Source organism: Arthrobacter sp. I3 (genome assembly GCF_000520575.1).
Classification (GTDB): Bacteria; Actinomycetota; Actinomycetes; order Actinomycetales; family Micrococcaceae; genus Arthrobacter; species Arthrobacter humicola_A.
Genome location: NZ_KI914976.1, coordinates 101,029 through 118,822 on the forward strand (window position 1 = coordinate 101,029; position 17,794 = coordinate 118,822).

The 17,794-nt window shown below is 67.4% G+C and carries 14 protein-coding genes and 1 pseudogene; 9 read left to right on the forward strand and 6 right to left on the reverse strand.

The features are described 5' to 3' along the window. Nucleotides 1-43 precede the first annotated feature (43 nt). Nucleotides 44-1,456: an MFS transporter gene (locus Y706_RS0122525; RefSeq protein ID WP_028278342.1), complete on the reverse strand. Its 1,413-nt coding sequence runs from the start codon at nucleotides 1,454-1,456 to the stop codon at nucleotides 44-46. A gap of 294 nt (nucleotides 1,457-1,750) precedes the next feature. Between Y706_RS0122525 and Y706_RS0122530 the strand changes: the two genes are divergently transcribed. From Y706_RS0122530 to Y706_RS0122570, 6 genes are all read left to right on the forward strand, one after another. Beyond that, nucleotides 1,751-3,166 carry an MFS transporter gene (locus Y706_RS0122530; RefSeq protein WP_028278343.1) on the forward strand — a complete coding sequence of 472 codons (1,416 nt, stop codon included), beginning with the start codon at nucleotides 1,751-1,753 and terminating at the stop codon, nucleotides 3,164-3,166. A 1-nt stretch (nucleotide 3,167) separates the two neighbouring features. Further along, nucleotides 3,168-5,459: a molybdopterin oxidoreductase family protein gene (locus tag Y706_RS0122535; protein ID WP_028278344.1), complete on the forward strand. Its 2,292-nt coding sequence runs from the start codon at nucleotides 3,168-3,170 to the stop codon at nucleotides 5,457-5,459. Then, nucleotides 5,456-7,015 (forward strand): FAD-dependent oxidoreductase, encoded by a 1,560-nt coding sequence (locus Y706_RS27260; RefSeq protein WP_043437118.1) that lies wholly within the window; start codon nucleotides 5,456-5,458, stop codon nucleotides 7,013-7,015. The genes Y706_RS0122535 and Y706_RS27260 overlap by 4 nt, the downstream gene beginning before the upstream one ends. An 883-nt stretch (nucleotides 7,016-7,898) precedes the next feature. Further along, a complete protein-coding gene (locus Y706_RS0122560) occupies nucleotides 7,899-8,120 on the forward strand; it encodes a hypothetical protein (RefSeq protein ID WP_028278348.1) in 222 nt (73 codons plus the stop codon). Nucleotides 8,121-8,456: 336 nt separating this feature from the next. Continuing rightward, entirely contained in the window at nucleotides 8,457-9,095 is a 639-nt protein-coding gene (locus Y706_RS0122565; protein WP_028278349.1) for a hypothetical protein, read from the forward strand. Between the two features lie 42 nt (nucleotides 9,096-9,137). Continuing rightward, entirely contained in the window at nucleotides 9,138-9,830 is a 693-nt protein-coding gene (locus tag Y706_RS0122570; protein WP_028278350.1) for a hypothetical protein, read from the forward strand. Here the strand turns inward: Y706_RS0122570 and Y706_RS27265 are convergent. After that, nucleotides 9,790-10,392 carry a flavodoxin domain-containing protein gene (locus Y706_RS27265; RefSeq protein WP_084476335.1) on the reverse strand — a complete coding sequence of 201 codons (603 nt, stop codon included), beginning with the start codon at nucleotides 10,390-10,392 and terminating at the stop codon, nucleotides 9,790-9,792. The two genes, Y706_RS0122570 and Y706_RS27265, sit on opposite strands and share 41 nt — an antisense overlap. A gap of 188 nt (nucleotides 10,393-10,580) precedes the next feature. Between Y706_RS27265 and Y706_RS0122580 the strand changes: the two genes are divergently transcribed. Continuing rightward, a complete protein-coding gene (locus Y706_RS0122580; protein ID WP_028278351.1) occupies nucleotides 10,581-12,038 on the forward strand; it encodes a benzaldehyde dehydrogenase in 1,458 nt (485 codons plus the stop codon). 225 nt (nucleotides 12,039-12,263) lie between these two features. On the opposite strand, the gene Y706_RS0122585 is transcribed toward Y706_RS0122580, so the two are convergent. From Y706_RS0122585 to Y706_RS0122595, 3 genes are all read right to left on the reverse strand, one after another. After that, nucleotides 12,264-12,737 carry a DUF805 domain-containing protein gene (locus Y706_RS0122585; RefSeq protein ID WP_028278352.1) on the reverse strand — a complete coding sequence of 158 codons (474 nt, stop codon included), beginning with the start codon at nucleotides 12,735-12,737 and terminating at the stop codon, nucleotides 12,264-12,266. 173 nt (nucleotides 12,738-12,910) lie between these two features. Next, nucleotides 12,911-13,648: a hypothetical protein gene (locus Y706_RS0122590; RefSeq protein ID WP_028278353.1), complete on the reverse strand. Its 738-nt coding sequence runs from the start codon at nucleotides 13,646-13,648 to the stop codon at nucleotides 12,911-12,913. Nucleotides 13,649-13,696: 48 nt separating this feature from the next. Continuing rightward, nucleotides 13,697-15,112: an NAD(P)H-quinone dehydrogenase gene (locus tag Y706_RS0122595; RefSeq protein ID WP_028278354.1), complete on the reverse strand. Its 1,416-nt coding sequence runs from the start codon at nucleotides 15,110-15,112 to the stop codon at nucleotides 13,697-13,699. 108 nt (nucleotides 15,113-15,220) lie between these two features. On the opposite strand from Y706_RS0122595, the gene Y706_RS0122600 reads away from it, so the two are divergent. Continuing rightward, nucleotides 15,221-16,039, forward strand: a complete 819-nt coding sequence (locus Y706_RS0122600) for a purine-nucleoside phosphorylase (RefSeq protein WP_028278355.1) — start codon at nucleotides 15,221-15,223, stop codon at nucleotides 16,037-16,039. A gap of 52 nt (nucleotides 16,040-16,091) precedes the next feature. Here the strand turns inward: Y706_RS0122600 and Y706_RS0122605 are convergent, their stop codons facing one another. Further along, nucleotides 16,092-16,571, reverse strand: a complete 480-nt coding sequence (locus Y706_RS0122605; RefSeq protein ID WP_028278356.1) for an RrF2 family transcriptional regulator — start codon at nucleotides 16,569-16,571, stop codon at nucleotides 16,092-16,094. A 127-nt stretch (nucleotides 16,572-16,698) separates the two neighbouring features. Between Y706_RS0122605 and Y706_RS27270 the strand changes: the two are divergent. Further along, nucleotides 16,699-17,794, forward strand: a pseudogene (locus Y706_RS27270) (phospho-sugar mutase); the annotation flags it as partial.

The window sequence follows — 17,794 nt, forward strand, 5'->3', positions numbered from 1 at the left end:
ATGAACACGCCGGGCTTCTTCTGTCAGGAAAGAGGGCCGGACGTCAGGCTACGTTGTTGGTGTAGTCGAGGTCCCGTGTTTCCTTGCTCACGAACAGGGCGATCAGCGTCAGCACCGCCATGGCGGCGAGGTAGACACCCACCAGCACGGTGCTGCCACCGGCCAGTTCCCAGAGCCAGACGGCGATGAACGGAGCCACGGCAGCGCCCAGGATGCTGGAGACGTTGTAGCTGATGGCGGAGCCGGTGTAGCGGACATTGCCCGGGAACAACTCCGGCAGGAGCGCACCCATGGGACCGAATGTCAGGCCCATGAGCGAGAAGCCGATGATCAGCAGCGCCATGGCACCGGCGAATCCGGCGCTGAACAGCGGAACGAACAGCAGGCCGAAGGCGAGGATGCCGAAGGTGACAACGATCAGCATCTTGCGGCGGCCGAACTTCTCGGCCAGCGGGCCGGAGACCAGCGTGAAGATACCGAAGAATACGACACCGGCGATCAGCATCCAGAGGAAATCGTTCCGGCTGTAGCCCAGGCCCGGGACGAACGCAGCGGCAGCGGCCTCGGTCATCGGTTTGCCGGCCTTTTCGGCGGCGGCCTTCGCCGTGTCCAGACTGGACGCCCGGGTGCCGTAGGTCAGCGTGAACGTGGTCATCAGGTAGAAGAGCACGTAGGTGGCGAGCATGATGAACGTGCCCAGGATCAGCGGGCGCCAGCTGGTCTTGAAGACCCGTGCCAGCGGCAGCTTGGCAACCTCGTTGGATTCGAGGACCTTGGTGAAGGCCGGGGTTTCGATCAGCTTGAGGCGCACGTAGAGACCGATGATGACCATGACGGCACTGAGCAGGAACGGGACCCGCCAGCCCCATTCCATGAAGGCTTCCGGTGTCAGGGTGTAGCTGAAGACCAGGAAGATCACGTTGGCGATGATGAAGCCGATCGGGGCTCCCAGCTGCGGGAACGTGCCGTAGATGGCGCGCTTGTTCGACGGGGCGTTTTCGGTGGCCAGCAGCGCCGCGCCACTCCATTCGCCGCCGAGGGCCAGGCCCTGGCAGAAGCGCAGGACCACGAGGAGCGCCGGGGCCAGGAAGGTCCAGCCCGGGACGCTCGCCGTCGGCAGGCAGCCGATCAGGAAGGTGGCAATGCCCATGGTCAGCAGGGAGGCCACCAGCGTGCCCTTGCGGCCGAACTTGTCACCGAAGTGGCCGAAGATGACCGAGCCGAGCGGGCGGGCGATGAACGCGACGCCGAACACAGCGAAGGATGCCAGCAGCTGGGTGGTCTCGTTCTGCCCGGGGAAGAAGAGCTTCGGGAAAACGAGCACGGCCGCGGTGGCGTAAACGTAGAAGTCATAGAACTCGACGGTGGTACCGATCAGGCTGGCGACAATCACGCGGCCGCGCGAATTCACCTGCTTGGTGGACCCATGCTCCGCGGAGGTGGCAGTGGATGACATGTAGTAACGCTTTCATGAAGACCGGTCGGATATTTCCCCAAGAGCCCGATGCCCGGGGCCGCCGGCTAGGGATTCGTATACGTCTGATAATAGTTCCCACCGTCCAGTCAATGGACAAATAGTCCGCTATTTGGACTCCGTGTCGTTGTCTCACGTGGTGGCCGTCACACCTATTCTCACACCGTCATAAAAGCCCCGATAGGCAAAAGTCACAGCGCGTTAATAAACCGCGTCCGTCCCGGAAACGCGGCGTCCCTACCTTTGAAGGACATCACCCCCAAGGAGGTCTCCCAAGTGACTGCTGAACGCACCGCCGAAATCGGCACCGCAGAGGTCGGCGCCGCCAGTACCGGCGGCACCCTTACCCTCGACCACCGGCCCGGCCGCTGGATCGCCAACTGGGATGCGGAAAACAAGGAGCAGTGGGAGTCGGCCGGCCGCTCGATCGCCCGGCGCAACCTGAACTGGTCCATCTTCGCCGAGTTCCTGGGCTTCGTCGTCTGGCAGCTGTGGTCGATCGTGGTGGTCCAGCTTCCCTCCGCCGGCTTCAAGTTCTCCACCAACGAGATCTTCTGGCTGATCTCCATGCCAAGCCTCGTCGGCGCCACGCTCCGGATCCCCTACACGTTCATGGTTCCCCGCTTCGGCGGCCGCAACTGGACCATCGTGTCCGCCCTGTTGCTGCTGATCCCCACGATCGGCCTGGGCCTGTGCGTCGCCAACCCGGCCACCCCGTTCGGCGTCATGCTGTTCGTGGCCGCGCTGGCCGGCTTCGGCGGCGGCAACTTCGCCAGCTCGATGGCGAACATCACCTTCTTCTACCCCGCACGGGAAAAGGGCTGGGCCCTGGGCCTGAATGCCGCCGGCGGAAACCTCGGTGCCGCCGTCGCACAGCTGGCCGTGCCGATCGCCATCACCCTGCTGGCAGCCGGCACCGTGAACCTGCCCGTCGCAGGGTTCATGTGGGTTCCGCTGATCCTGCTGGCGGCTTTCGGTGCCTGGAAGTACATGAACAACCTCACCAGCGCTAAGGGCGACGTGGCAGGTTCGCTGGCCGCGATCAAAGAGCCGCACCTGTGGATCATGGCGCTGCTGTACATCGGCACCTTCGGTTCCTTCATCGGCTTCGCCGGCGTCTTCCCCAAGCTCATCAAGGACTACTTCCCGGCATTCTCCTCCATCTCCGTCGGCACCGTGGCCCTGTCCCTGGCCTTCCTCGGCCCGCTGGTCGGGTCCCTGGCCCGCCCGTACGGCGGACGCATGGCGGACCGGATGGGCGGGGCCCGCATGACCGTCGCAGCCTTCGCCGCCATGGCCGTCATGACCCTCACCATGCTCTGGACCCTGCCGCTGAAGAACTTCTGGCTCTTCCTCTTCCTGTTCCTGCTCCTGTTCACCGCCAGCGGCTTCGGAAACGGCGCCACCTACCGCATGATCCCGATCATCTTCGCCACCTCCAGCCGGGCCGCCCGCTCCGGGGCCAGCACGCACACCACCCAGCGGCTCGCGTCCTCAGCCCTCGGCCTGATTTCGGCCATCGGCGCCTACGGCGGATTTATCATCCCCCAAGTCCTCAACGCCTCCAACACCGCCAGCGGTTCCTACACCTCGGCGTTCTACGGATTCGTGGGGGCCTACGTCCTGATGCTGGTGGTCTGCTGGTTCTGCTACATCCGCAACGCCAACCGAAATGCGATGGGACACGTCTAACATGACCAAAAGCGCCGACACGCACTGCCCTTACTGCGCTCTGCAGTGCGCCATGACGCTCAGATCTCCAGCGGCTCTGACCCCGGCTGTCCAGCCGGGGTCAGACCCCGTAGACGCTGCACCGGGTCCCGCCACTACCCCACCGTCCGCGCCGCTCCTGACAGTCGCCGGACGGGACTTCCCCACCAACCGCGGCGGCCTGTGCCGCAAGGGCTGGACCTCGGCCTCGTTGCTGGACCACCCGGGCCGCGTCACGGAGCCCCTGCTGAAGGGCGCCGACGGCGTCCACCACCCGGTCAGCTGGGACGAGGCCCTCATGCGGATCGTCTCCGCCGTAAAGCAGGCCCGCCTCGAGCACGGGGCTGACGCCGTCGGCGTGTTTGGCGGCGGCGGCCTCACCAATGAGAAGGCCTACCAACTGGGCAAGTTCGCCAGGCTGGCTTTGGGCACCTCACGGATCGACTACAACGGGCGGTTCTGCATGTCCTCGGCAGCCGCGGCAGGCATGCGCGCCTTCGGCCTGGACCGCGGGCTCCCGTTCCCGCTCGCGGACCTCGACACCGCCAGCACCATCCTGATGCTCGGCTCCAACGTTGCCGAGACCATGCCGCCCTTCGTCCAGCACCTCCAGGGGGCGCGCGACGCCGGCGGCCTGATCGTCGTCGACCCCCGGCGCTCCGCCACCGCCGCCTTCACCTCCGACGGCGGCGGGCTGCACCTGCAGCCGCTGCCCGGCACCGACCTCGCCCTGCTCCTGGGTATCTCCCACGCGGTGATCCACGAGGGCCTCGCGGACGCGGGATACATCGCGGACCGGACCACGGGCTATGACGCCGCGGTCCGCAGCGTCGCCAGCTTCTGGCCCGAACGGGTCCAGTCGATCACTGGAGTCCCCGCCGGGCTGATCCGTGAAACCGCCCGGCGGCTGGCCGACGGCGCCGGCAAGGGCGGCAGCTACATCCTCACCGGCCGCGGCGTCGAACAGCACGTGGACGGCACTGACACCGCCACGGCCGCCATTAACCTCTCCCTCCTGCTGGGCCTGCCGGGCTCCGCGCGCAGCGGCTACGGCACGCTCACCGGCCAGGGCAACGGCCAGGGCGGCCGCGAACACGGCCAGAAGGCGGACCAGCTCCCCGGCTACCGGAAGATCACCGATCCCGCCGCCCGCGCCCACATGGCCAGGGTCTGGGGCGTGCCCGAACCCCTGATTCCCGGCCCCGGCCTTCCCGCCGTCGAACTCCTCAAGTCGCTGGGACAGCCCGACGGCGTCCGGTGCCTCTTCGTGCACGGCGCCAACGTGGCGGTTTCCGCCCCGGACGCGAATGCCGTGATCGCGGGCCTGCGCAGCCTGGACTTCCTGATGGTGTGCGACTTCTTCCTCTCCGAGACCGCCGCCGAGGCGGACCTGGTCCTGCCGGTGACCCAGTGGGCCGAGGAGGAAGGAACCCTCACCAACCTCGAGGGCCGGGTGCTCCGCCGCCGCCGGGCCCTCACTCCCCCGCCCGGTGTCCGCAGCGAGCTGTGGATCATGACCCGGCTGGCCGAAATGCTGCACGCGCCCTCCACCTTCAGCGAGGATCCGGAAACGGTGTTCGAGGAGCTCCGGCTCGCGTCCTCCGGCGGCCTGGCCGACTACTCCGGGATCGACTACGCCATGCTGGACCGTGGCGAGGCCGCCTACTGGCCCTACCCCGCCGGGAGCGCGGGCACGCCGCGGCTCTTCCTGGACGCCTTTGCCCATGCGGGCGGCCGGGCCGTGTTCACGCCGGTGACGCCCCGACGTCGTTCTTCTTCTGCGGGCTTCGCGTCCGCGGCGGACCGCCGGGTGGACCAGCGGGCCGACCGAGCCGGCGACGATCGTCCCGGCACGCCGATGACCCTCATTACCGGCCGCCTGATGGAGCACTACCAGTCCGGCGCGCAGACCCGCCGGGTGGCCGCCCTGGCCGAAGCCCAGCCGGAGGCGCGGCTCCAGCTCCACCCCGCCGCGGCTGCCGCCCAGGGCATCGCCGACGGCGACTACGTCTCGATTTCCAACGAACGCGGCGTGGTCAGTTGCCGGGCCGAGCTGACCACGGATATCCGGCCGGAGACGGTGTTCCTGCCGTTCCACTTCCCGGAGCTCGAGAGCGCCAACCGGCTCACGGAGGCGGCCACGGACCCCATTTCCGGGATGCCCGAGTTCAAGACCAGCAAGGTGTGGATCCGCCCGGCAGCTTCCCCGGATGCCCTGGCCGGCAAGCACAGCGGCGTTTCGGCCCGCCTTCTTCAAGCAGAGGAGACCTCATGACTGAGCGGATTGTGGTGGTGGGCTTCGGGCCCGTCGCCGCGAGGCTGATCGACGAGCTGCTGCCGGCCGTGCGCAGCGGCATCGCACACCTGACCGTGGTCGGCGAAGAGTCCGAGGCGGCGTACAACCGCGTGCTGGTGGCGGATCTTGGCGTCGGCCGGACGACGCCGGCCGCACTGGCCCTCGCGGACGCGGCGGCACTGGTGGCCGACGGCGTCGATGTCCGGCTGGGCGTCCGCGTCCGCCGCGTGGACCGCGCCCGGCAGCAGGTCTTGTTGAGCGACGGCACCTCCCCCGGCTACGAGCGGCTCGTCTTCGCCACCGGTTCACGGCCGGTCATCCCCAACCTGACCGGGCTCAACCCGGACCCGGCCGCGCCGGTGCTGCCGCCGGGCGTGACCGCCCTGCGCGATCTTCGCGACGCGTCCGTGCTGCACTCTGCCGTGGCGGGCGGCAAGCGCGTCGTGGTCCTGGGCGGCGGTGTGCTGGGCCTGGAGACGGCCCTCGCCGCGGCCGAGGAAGGCGCCACGGTGACCGTGGTGCACAATGGCCCGCATCCTTTGGGCCGGAACATCGACCGCGGCGGTGGCGCTGTGCTCGCAGCGTCCCTGCGGAACTGCGGCGTGCGGGTGGCCGGCAACGCCCGCTCGGTCGGCGTCGAACACAACGCGCCCGACGGCGGCTTCTCCGCCTTGTTGCTGGATGACGGCTCCGCGATCGACGGCGACCTCCTGGTCCTCTCCTGTGGTGTCCGGCCGCGGACGGATCTTGCGGAGGGCTGCGGGCTCTCCACCGGTGCCGGGATCCTGGTGGACCACAAGCTCCGCGCCCATCACGAGCCCCACATCTTCGCGATCGGCGACTGTGCCGAGGTCCGCTGCCCGGACCCCGAGTGCGTTCAGTGCCGGACTGCGAGGGGTCCCTCCGGTTTGGTCGGCCCGGGCTGGCGGCAGGCCGAATGGCTCGCCGACTATCTGACCCTGCTGGCGTCCGGGGCCGAGGCGGAGGCCGAAGCTTTGCCGTCCCTGCCGGCGGAACTGCCGGGCGTGATCGTGCTCAAGGCCCGCGGCATGAACATGGCCGTGGCCGGGGACGTGTCCGCAGACCCCTGGGACGAGGAAGCCTTGAGCGCCGGGGCCGTGAACGGCCGGGTCCGGCTGCAGATCGCCCAGTGGGCCGATCCCGAGCACGGCCGCTACGTCAAGATGACCACCCGCGCCGGCGTGCTGGAGGGGCTGGTGGCCGTGGGCATGCCGCGCACCTCTGCCGAGCTGATGCAGCTCTTCGAACGCGGCGCGGAACTTCCCGCCGACCGGTCGCTGCTGCTGCGCCTGGACGGCCCGGACCAGGTCGCTTCCCCTGGTGCCGCCGACCCTGCCCGGACGGTCTGCCGGTGCGCCGGTGTCAGCGGAACGGCCATTGCCACTGCCGTATCCGAGGGCTGCGGAACGGTGCCCTCGGTATCGGCGTCCACCCGCGCCGGCACGGGCTGCGGCGGCTGCCACGAGGACATCAAGAGCATCATCGAGGCCCACTTTCAGGGGGCGGTTGCCTGAGTACTAACCCGCTGGGTTATCGAAGTTCCTCTGCCACTGGGCATGCTCGAGGCCCGCTTCCAACCGGCGGTCCGCAGTCCACCTAGGCAGATATTCGAGCGCTGGTATCTCGCGGGCAGGCTTGGACCTGTGCGTGGGCTCAGGCCGGGTCTGCACAGGCTTGGGTCTGGGGCGGGTCTGGACCTGCTTGGCCACAGGCCGGGTCTGGACGGGCTTCCGGGGGTAGCTCGACCGTGTGTCGGCTGTGTGGTGCCTCTTCCAGGCCACAAGCGCCCAGATGAAGAGTCCTGTCAGGGTGAGTTGCCAATAAGTGACCAGTATCCCGATGACGACCAAGATTAGAAATAGGGCGGGGATCCACATGGCGACATTATGCCTTTGCTTGACGCCAGGAGGTAGAGGCCTTACTCCCGTGGTTTAAGCACGGCGGCGCGCAAGGAAGACCCGCGCACCCGAAGAGAACTCCAAGCTGGGCTGGCCATTACCGAGGAGGGCCCCGACCAACGGTGAGGGCTCTGGCCGGTTGCGCTCTGCTAAGGCCACTCGGCCTTCCACACCTCACAGAATGAACACATGCCGGGAAGCCCGGACCTTGTTGAAACGCAGTGCACCAACCTGCCGCCAGCTGTAACCGCACGTCGGGCAAGTCCGAGTCCGAGTCCGAGTCCGAGTCCGGCCATTGTCAGTCAGACGCACGCTTGCGACACTTGGGGGGCTTAGAAGGACGAAGGTCTCGACTGTTTTCCCTACCGGCGAACAGAACTCCTGTTCGTGCGACAACGGTACGGGCAGTGGCACTGCCGGTGGGAAGCGGCACGCTTCGTTATCCGGCGCTACTTGGATTAAACTGGGGGCATTAAACCCCTTCGAGGACTGGTTGCCCGTGGAGACAATATTCTTCCTGGTCGTAATTCTCATCGCAATGTGGATCCTGCTCGGCCTCTTGCTGAGACTCAAGAGGAGAACCCACCGCAAGGGCTCCAATTACTACGTGCCCACCTTCAAGGCCAACTTCGACACATGGGAGAGTAAATGGACCATGGACCGAAAGCTGCAGGAGAGGTGGGATAAGGCACGGTGGCAGCAGGAGTTCAACAGTCCGTAACTTGGAGCTGGCGGTCACCATTCCCCCGAAGAGGAACATTAAAGCCGCGGATGCTGTGAAGCGCATTCATGAACGCACGGGTCACCCTGCGGACGAGGTGCATCCCATTCCCCTCTCGGTATAGTGCGTCCGGCCACCCCGGACTGCGGGGCAGGCCAAGTCGCCACATACGGTTCGGCTGTCCCACGCCATCTGGGTTGAACAATAATCGGGAAGCCCGGAGTTCAGTGCACTCAGCACCGCTCTGCCCCCCGGAGCGGGCCTTTCTCCCCTTGGCACGGCCGAGGGGCGGGGATGCAATAAACGTAGGTTCCGTTCAGCCTCAGGAGGCATCCCATGAACGTCCCGGTCATTTTGGCGCTCGGCGCGATCGTTGTGTTCGCCGTCGTGATGGGTGTTGTCATGTCGCGCGAAAAGGATCCGCAACGGCGGGCGGCCGCGTTGACGCGCACCGGCGCGGCCGTCATGGCGGCGTTCACCGTCATCGGGGGAATCTTCATCGGCGGCTTCGCGATGCAGGACCCGGGCGGAACAACCGGAACGCTGATCACGCTCGCCTGGGTGGTGCCGATGCTCATCCTCGCGGTCTCGGCCTGGTTCTGGCCGGCGGCAACCGCTCCCCTGCTGCTCGCCCTCGCCTCGGCCTTCATCGCTGCGTGCGTGTGGCTCGCCTTCGACCCCGCTGCCCTGAGCGCCTTCCTCAACGACAACGGCCCCCTCATCGCCGTCAGCGTTCTCGCGCTGGCGTTCCCGGCCGCAATCCTTGGCCTGAAAGCTACCGCACTGGCCGGCTGGCTGTTGGTGGGCTTGGGGGTGTTGCCGCTGTTGATCACGATCATCGGAAGGTCGGGTGCGGTCGGATCGCTGATCGCGGCCAGCTTGGTTCCCCTGGCCTGCGGGATCGCCTATCTGCTGTCCGTCCGGATGGCCAGGGCGGGTTCGACGTCGGGAACCATCCACCCGGCGGCCGCGTAACGCAAATCGGGCCGCGGGCAAACGGCGGGTAGCATCGGGGCCATGAGCGCCGACGACGACGACATCACCGAAGAACTGCTGGCCGACGCCCGGAAGCTGACCGGGCTGAGCCTGGAACTGCTTGGGCTCGACCCCCACCCGGACGACATGACGGCCGAGCAACGGCTCCAGTTTGATCCCGAGGACCTGGCCGAGATGGCCGACGTTTCTCCGGTTGACCGTCACAAAGCCGTGGGCCAGACGCGCCTGCTGGCCGGACTCCTGTGGAACTCGTCCAGCATTCTGATCGACCAGTTGTTCCGCGATCTCGGAACGCTCAGCACGCTGGATGTTCTCACGCCGGCCGACATTGCCGGGACCTCGGTCCTGTCCTCGCTGCCGCCACAGTTCGCCGCCAGCTACGACGCGAAGTTCACCCAGAAGTTCATCGTGGTCGCGGCCGACGTCACCGCGTCGCTGGTCCGGGGCTGGACCGCCCCCGGCTGCCTTGCAGCGGAACTAGCCGTCCGCTGCCTGCTCGATCAGGCGGAAATCACCGAGGACATCTACGAACTGGACCTTCCGGAGGACTGGCGGGCCGACGTCGAGGAAGTCCTGCTGGAGGATGCCGACAGTGACGCGCTGTACTCCGACAACCTTGACGTTCTCGAGGACGACGCCGCAAGTCTGGATTTCGAGCAGTGGTTCAAACCCTTCACCCCTGGCGACACGGTTCCGCCGTACGCCTACTCCTGAGCTCTACGACTGAGCCCGACGGCTGGGCCGGCGGCTCGGCGAACCGGGCCAGGAAGTCCTCCGTGAAGCGCCGGACTCCGTCCCACTCGGTGTACACGTAGTCACGGGATGTGTCCGTGTCGAGGGATCCTTTGTCCTTGGCGATCTTCTTCATGACGTGCTTCTTGATGAACCCGTAGTGGGTATAGAGCAGGGCGCCGGCGAACAGTCCGACGTGCGCGGGCCGCCACCCCGTGTCCTGCTCGAACTTCTCCACGTAGCCCTCCGCGGTCTGCTCGTCCCCCTGCGCGGCCATGCTCACTGAGACGAGGGCGGAAGGCAAACGCTCGAGCTCACCGCGGTTCTTCTTCACGAAGTCCGTGACGTACCCCTCGTGCTTTCCCACGTGCACCGAGGCCGCCACGATCACGCCGTCGTAGCCGCCCGGAAGGGTATCTCCGGAAAGTTTGAGGTCCGCCGTCTCTGCTTCGTGCCCGAGCGCCCGGATCACGTCGCCGATGTAATCCGCGATTTTTGCTGTTTGTCCTTCAACGGTTCCGTAGGGGACATAGATTTTGGCCATGTGCCAAGTTGACCTCGCCCGGCTGTGACGCACCACGGCCGAAGGTCCCGCGGGCGGCTACGCACGGCCCTCTTGACGCCCGCACTCTTGACGGCGGCGGCCTACCGACATGAGATGGACGAAGGCCCGGTCCGGTTCTGATTCGACCGGCCGGTACACAAGCAGAACCCTCGATGAAAGGACGCAACATGTCCCTGCTCGACTCCGCCCTCTGGGACGGCAGGATCTACCTCAGCGGCTGGCGGCCCGGGCGCGGCGGGACCGGTGACGCCGTCGAACCGGCCACTGGAGAAACGCTGGGCCGCTATGGCGTGGCCTCCGTGGAGGATGTCCGCGAAGCCGCCGCGGTGGCCGCGAAAGCGCAGAAGGACTGGGCCGCCCGCAACCCGGAAGACCGCGCCGCCGTGCTCCGCCGCGCGGGACAACTCTGGGAGGAACACTCGGCGGAAATCCAGGCCTGGATCGTCCGCGAATCCGGCGGCATCCCGCCCAAAGCGGGGCTGGAAACCCACATCGCGGCCAACGAATGCTACGACGCCTCCGCCCTGCCCTCACTCCCGGCTGGCGACGTGCTGACCTCAAACGAGAGCCGCTGGTCCTTCGCCCGGCGCCGGCCCGTCGGCGTCGTTTCGGTGATTGCACCCTTCAACTTCCCGCTGATCCTCTCCATCCGCGCAGTCGCCCCGGCGCTGGCCCTTGGCAACGCCGTCCTGCTCAAACCGGACCCGCGCACTGCGGTCTGTGGTGGCGTCACCTTGGTCCGGGTGTTCGAGGAGGCGGGTCTTCCGCCCGGCCTGCTCTCCCTGCTGCCCGGCGGCGCCGAGATCGGCTCGGCCGTCGTAGAGGCACCGGAGGTCAGCGTCATCGCCTTCACGGGGTCGACGGCGGCAGGGCGCAAAGTGGGCGAGGCGGCCGGCCGGCTGCTCAAGCGTGCCCACCTAGAACTCGGTGGGAACAACGCATTGATCGTGCTGCCCGGCGTCGACCTCCCCAAAGCTGTCTCCGCCGCCGCGTTTGGCTCCTTCATGCACCAGGGTCAGATCTGCATGGCGTCCGGCCGGCATATCGTGCACGAGGACATCTACGAGGACTACGTCAGCGCCCTGGCGGAAAAGGCCCGCCATCTACCGGTAGGCGACCCGAAGAGCGGAACAGTGGCGCTGGGCCCGGTGATCGACGAGAAGCAGCTCCACCGGGTGGAGACGATCGTTCAGGACGCGGTGCAGGGCGGCGCGCGCCTGGCCGCCGGCGGCAGCCATGACGGCCGGTTCTACCAGCCCACCGTGCTCGCCGACCTCGACCTCGCCAGCCCGGCGTGGAAGGACGAGATCTTCGGCCCCGTCGCCCCGGTGATGAAGTTCTCCACCGTGGACGAGGCCGTTGCCTTGGCCAACGACAATGAATACGGGCTTTCGATAGGAATCCTCGGCGACGTCGGGATGGCCATGACGATCGCCGACCGGCTCGACTCCGGAAAGATCCATATCAACGAACAGACGGTGTCCGACGAGGCCAACTCGCCCTTTGGCGGGGTCAAGAACTCGGGCAACGGCTCGCGGATCGGCGGCCATCACGCCAACATCGAATCCTTCACGGAAATCCAGTGGCTGACCGTGCGGCCGGACATCGCGCCGTACCCGTTTTAGGCCGGGTAAATGCGGGGAGCTCCCCGCCGCGGATGGCGCGGAGCCGGTGGTCCCATTTTCCACAAACGACGCGCCGAACGTCCCATAAAACAGCACCCTTCTCAGTCAGGTGTTGCGACGTTGATGAGAAACCGCAGCCCCCGCAAGGCGGTGCACCCGACTGCCGAAAACGAAGAATCCCTGCCCGGATTCCCGGCCAGGGATTCTTCGCTCAGCGGAAGCGCACTAGTAGCCGGATGGCTGGTCGAACCGCTGGCCGGCAGGGTTGGAGGGCAGAATTGTCATCACCAACAGCGCCAGGCCGCCCAGGAACGGCACCAGGACCAGCAGGATCAGCCAGGCGCTCAGGTTCACGTCGTGGAGGCGCCGCGCCAGCAGTGCCAGGGACGGAACGATTGTCCCGAGCCCCCAAATGACAGCAAGGATCAAGCCGACAATGGCACCCGGTCCCGTCACGGCGGTTCCTGACGCATTAGTCGTCGTGCCGGTGCTCGTGATGATGTTGATGACTATCCCGACAATGAGTGACACCAGGGCCCACCACCAGTACTCGCTGCGGCTGGCCCGGCCGGAGAAAATGGCGTATTTCTTGAAGAATCGCTGGACGGCCTGCGTGAGGGTAGCCCCATAGAGCGGTGCCCAAAGCGGAGTCTCTCCGGTCTGGGGCGGAAATGCATTCGGTTGCTGCGGATAACTCATGTAGTCCCCTTGAATGAGTGCGAATGACGAGATTCATCCTAGGGCCGCCGGCGGACAGGAATGCCTGTTGGGCGGCGAGAATTTACACTGCGTTCACCCGCGCGTGTGTGCGGCGCAGGGGGTAGACCCGGACCAGTGGACGCAGAACATCAGGCGCCGGTCAACCGCCGCGCTTAATCTCCCGGCTCGAACACCGCGGTTCCCATCATCAGGATGCCGCGCCGGGGAATCCAGAAGTCCCCCAACCTGTCCTGGACCGGCAAGGCAGCGGGTTCTCCCAAGTCGCGTCCCTTGAGCACGGCCCGGCTGTCCGCGACGAACCACATGCGCCGGGGGTGGACGGCAAATCGTTGACCGTTGGGGGCGAGGCCCGTCAGGCCCAGGCGGCCCGCCCCCAGGAGCGGTCCGGCAACGGCACCCATGGCGCGCAGGAACGCCCGGCTGCGCCACAGCCGGTCCGGAACGGCACCGGACACCACGGTCATGAATCTGGTGATCGTCGTGGAGCGCAGCGTGAGCTGCCAGTGCAGCGCAGCGCCGCCGTCGACGTCGACGTCGACCGTGAAAGCGTGGCTGCCGCTCCACGTAAGGGAAATGCGGGAGGTCGACGCCGATTCGAGGGCGGCGCCGAAGTATCGGGGGCAGGAGAGTCCTGGCGCCACGGTGCCATGCATCGACCACGCTCCGGCGGGGTCGCGGATCCAGACAGAGGTGTACCCCGGCCCGATCGACGACGCGGCGAAGCGCCGCAACGCCAGTACGTAGCCTGAACTGAACGGAACCCCGGTGACGCCGAACCCGGTGAAGGTTTCTTCTTCCCCCGCGACGTCCGCCGCGGCGCTGTGCGCGGTAGAGCGCGCGGCGGCCCGCTCGGCGGCTTCAACCAGCGCCTGGGGGACTCTGCATGGCATCAGCCTCCGGATTGCGGCGGGCCCGCTCTATGACTCTATGTGCGTCATCTACATGTGGACGTGGAGCCGCCGGGCCGCTTCGGAGATGGAGCCGCTCAGGGACGGGTACACGGTGAAGGTGCTGGCGATGTCGTCGACGTGCAGCTTCTGGGTCACGGCGATCGAGATCGCGAAGATGAGCTCGGAGGCGTTCGGGCCCACCACCACCCCGCCGATCACGGTGCCGGAGCCCTTGCGGGCGAAGATCTTGATGAAACCGTCGCGGTGGTTGCGCATCTTGGCGCGCGCGTTGCTGCGCAGGGACAGTTTGATGACGTCGGCCTGGTACTTGCCCGAATCAATCTCGGCCTCGGAGACGCCCACGTTCGCAATCTCGGGCGAGGTGAAGATGTTGGATGCGACCTGGTGCAGCTTAAGGGGCATGACACTGTCGCCCAGGAAGTGCGCGATCGCGATCCGGCCCTGCATCGCGGCGACGGAGGCCAGCGCCAGCACGCCGGTGCAGTCGCCCGCGGCGTAGATGTTCGGCGCCGTGGTGCGCGAGACGCCGTCGACCTTGATGTGGCCGCTCTCGGTCAGCGCGACGCCGGCTTCCTCCAGGCCGATGCCGGCCGTGTTGGGGATGGAGCCGACGCAGACCAGGCAGTGGCTGCCGGTCACCTTCGAACCGTCGCCGAGGGTGACCACGACGCCGTCGTCCGTGCGCTCGACCGTCTCGGCGCGGGCGCGGGAGAGGACCTTGAGCCCGCGGCGTTCGAAGACGCCCTCGAGGACCTCGGCGGCGTCGGTGTCCGAGCCCGGCAGCACGCGGTCGCGGCTGGAAATCAGGGTGACCTTGGAACCCAGGCCGTTGTAGGCCGAGGCGAACTCTGCGCCCGTGACGCCGGAACCCACCACGATCAGCTCTTCGGGGAGCACGTCCATGTTGTAGATCTGGGCCCAGTTGAGGATGCGCTCACCGTCCGGGCGGGCCGTGGGCAGCTCGCGCGGGTGGGCGCCGACCGCCAGCAGGATGGTGTCTGCCTCCACCGTCTCGGTGCCGTTGGCGGTGAGGACCTCGATGGTGTGGTTGTCCAGCAGCCTGCCGGAGCCGATCAGGATGCGGACGTTCTGGTGTTCCAGCCCGACTTGGATGTCCTCCGACTGCTTCCGCGCCAGCCGCAGCAGGCGGTCGTTGATGTGCTTGAGGTCCGCGCGCATCGTAGGGGTGCAGTCGCCGCCGTCGAGGTCGAATTTAACCCCGAGCTCGCCGGCCTCGCCGACGCGGGTCATCAGATCTGCCGTCGCGATCAGGGTTTTGGACGGTACGACGTCGGTCAGCACCGCCGAGCCGCCGAGACCCGCACGCTCGATAATGGTGACCTGCGCCCCCAGCGAGGCGGCGACCATGGCGGCCTCGTAGCCGCCAGGCCCTCCGCCGAGAATTGCGATGCGGGGTGAGCTGAAGTCAGGATGCGTAGTCACAATCAACCATTGTCCACCATCCGAACCGGAGCCACCAAGAATCCGGGCCGCGCGCGGGTCCGGCCGCGCATGCTGGGCAGCGGGCCCCGGCCGCGATAACTTGTACCGGTGAGTACAACAGAATTCCTGAACACGGACCCTTTCGACGCCGCCCGCGCCGCCGCCGACTACATCGCCGCAGAGACGGGCGTCGACTCCCATGACGTCGCGCTGGTCCTCGGCTCGGGCTGGGGCGACGCCGCCGAGCTCATCGGCGAGACCACCGCCACCTTGTCCGCGGCCGAAATCCCCGGCTTCTCCGCACCGTCCGTGGTGGGGCACGTGGGCACCATCCGCTCGGTCCTGACCAAAGAGGGCAAGCGGGCCCTGGTCCTGGGCGCACGCACGCACTACTACGAGGGCAAGGGCGTCCGCGCCGTGGTGCACGGCGTGCGCACCGCCGCCGCGGCCGGCTGCAAGACCCTCGTGCTAACCAACGGCTGCGGCGGGCTCAACGAGAACTGGACGCCCGGCACGCCGGTGCTCATCAGCGACCACATCAACCTCACCGCCACTTCTCCGCTGGAAGGGGCAACGTTTGTGGACCTGACGGACCTGTACTCCTCCCGGATCCGCGGGCTGGCCCGCGAGGTGGACCCGTCGCTGGACGAGGGCGTCTACGCCCAATTCACCGGCCCGCACTATGAGACGCCCGCCGAGGTGCAGTACGCCAAGCGGATCGGCGCCGACCTGGTGGGCATGTCCACGGCGCTTGAGGCGATCGCCGGCCGTCACGCCGGCATGGAGGTCTTCGGCATCTCGCTGGTGACCAACCTCGCCGCCGGGATCAGCCCCGTGCCGCTCAGCCACGGGGAAGTCCTCGAGGCCGGCGAAGCCGCCGGCCCGCGGATTTCCAAGCTGCTGGCAGACATCATCGCCAAGCTCTGATCCTGGTTCTGGGCTAAGGCCCCGCGAAGGGTCCTGGGCCACCCGGCCGCGGCTATTCCGCGGCCAGGTAGTCCAGGACCTTTGCCTTGTCCGCCGGGAACCGCCGCTCCATCGAGTCCGCGATCCCGGCGATGCTCTGGCGCGCCAAGGCCTGCCGCCAGGCGAGTTCGGCCTGGCGCATGGTCTGGGAAATCAGGCACGTCCGCGCGAAGTTCTCCTGCCGGTCCGGTTCCGGAACATTTCCGAGGATCGCCTCGCACCGGAACGCCGGGTCCTGGCCCTCCAGCGCCAGCACGATGTCCAGCACGGTGATGTTCTCGGGCCGGCGCGCCAAGAGAAAGCCGCCGCGGGGACCCGACACAGAGTCCAGGACGCCGGCCCGGACCAGCGACTGAAACTGCTTGTTGAGATAGGCCGCCGGGAGTTTGTAGAACTCGGCCAGCCGGGCGCTGTTCACCGGCTCACCGGGCGGTGTCCAGGCCATGTTGACGCAACTGTGCACGGCCCATTCGACACCACGGCCCATCTTCATATTCCAGACGTTACGTGTCCGGAAATTTGGGTGTCAAGGTCCCGCGAAAGGGCTCGAGATGGAACTGAAACCCGAACTCTCGATTGTCTGGGCAGGAATCGCCCACGATTGGCGATAGTTTGGTTCCATGACGTCTTCTGATGCCGAACTCGCCCGCCTCCTGAGCGATGCCCGCGATTGGGCAAGCCAGGACCCGGACCCCGCCACCGCCGCCGCCCTCTCCGAACTGGTCCGCCTCGCCGACGGGGGCGTCGCCGCGGCCCGGCAGGAACTGGCCGACAGCTTCAGCGGCACCCTGCAGTTCGGCACCGCTGGACTGCGGGCAGCCCTCGGCCCGGGCCCGAACCGGATGAACCGCGTGGTGGTCCGCCGCGCCGCCGCCGGCTTCACCGCCTTCCTCACCAACGCGGTCGGGCAGGCCTCCCCCGGCACCCGGCCGCGCGCCGTCGTCGGCTATGACGCCCGTTACAACTCCGACATTTTCGCCGAGGAAACCGCGGCGATCCTCACCGCGGCGGGGGTTGAGACCTTCCTGATGCCGGCCGCGCTGCCCACCCCGCTGCTCGCCTACGCCGTGCGGGCGCTGGACTGCGACGGCGGCGTCATGGTTACCGCCAGCCACAACCCGCCGCAGGACAACGGCTACAAGGTGTACCTCGGCCGTCACGCGGTGGAGGAAAGCGGCCGCGGCGCCCAGATCGTTGCACCCTACGATGCCCTGATAGCGGCGAAGATCGACGCCGTCGGTGCCCTGGACTCGATCGTCCTGGCCGCGGACGGATGGACCGTGCTGGAGCCCTCGATCGCGACCGACTACCAGCGCGCCGTCGCGGCCCTGGCGGTTCCTGAGCACTTCCCGGCCCGCGGGCTGAAGATCGTCCTGACCCCCATGCACGGGGTCGGCGGGGAAACGGCCGTCGCGGTGCTGAACGCCGCCGGATTCGACGACGTCACGCTCGTCACCGAACAGGCGCAGCCGGATCCGGACTTCCCCACGGTGAACTTCCCCAACCCGGAGGAGCCCGGGGCGCTGGATCTTGCCCTTGAGGCGGCGACGCGCGAGGACGCCGACATCGTGATCGCCAACGATCCCGACGCCGACCGGGCAGCGGTGGCGGCGAAGGATCCTGATACCGGCGCGTGGCGCATGCTGCGGGGCGACGAGGTAGGCGCATTGCTCGGTGCCCACGTCGTGGCGCGGCAGGCCGCCAGTGGCGAAGCAC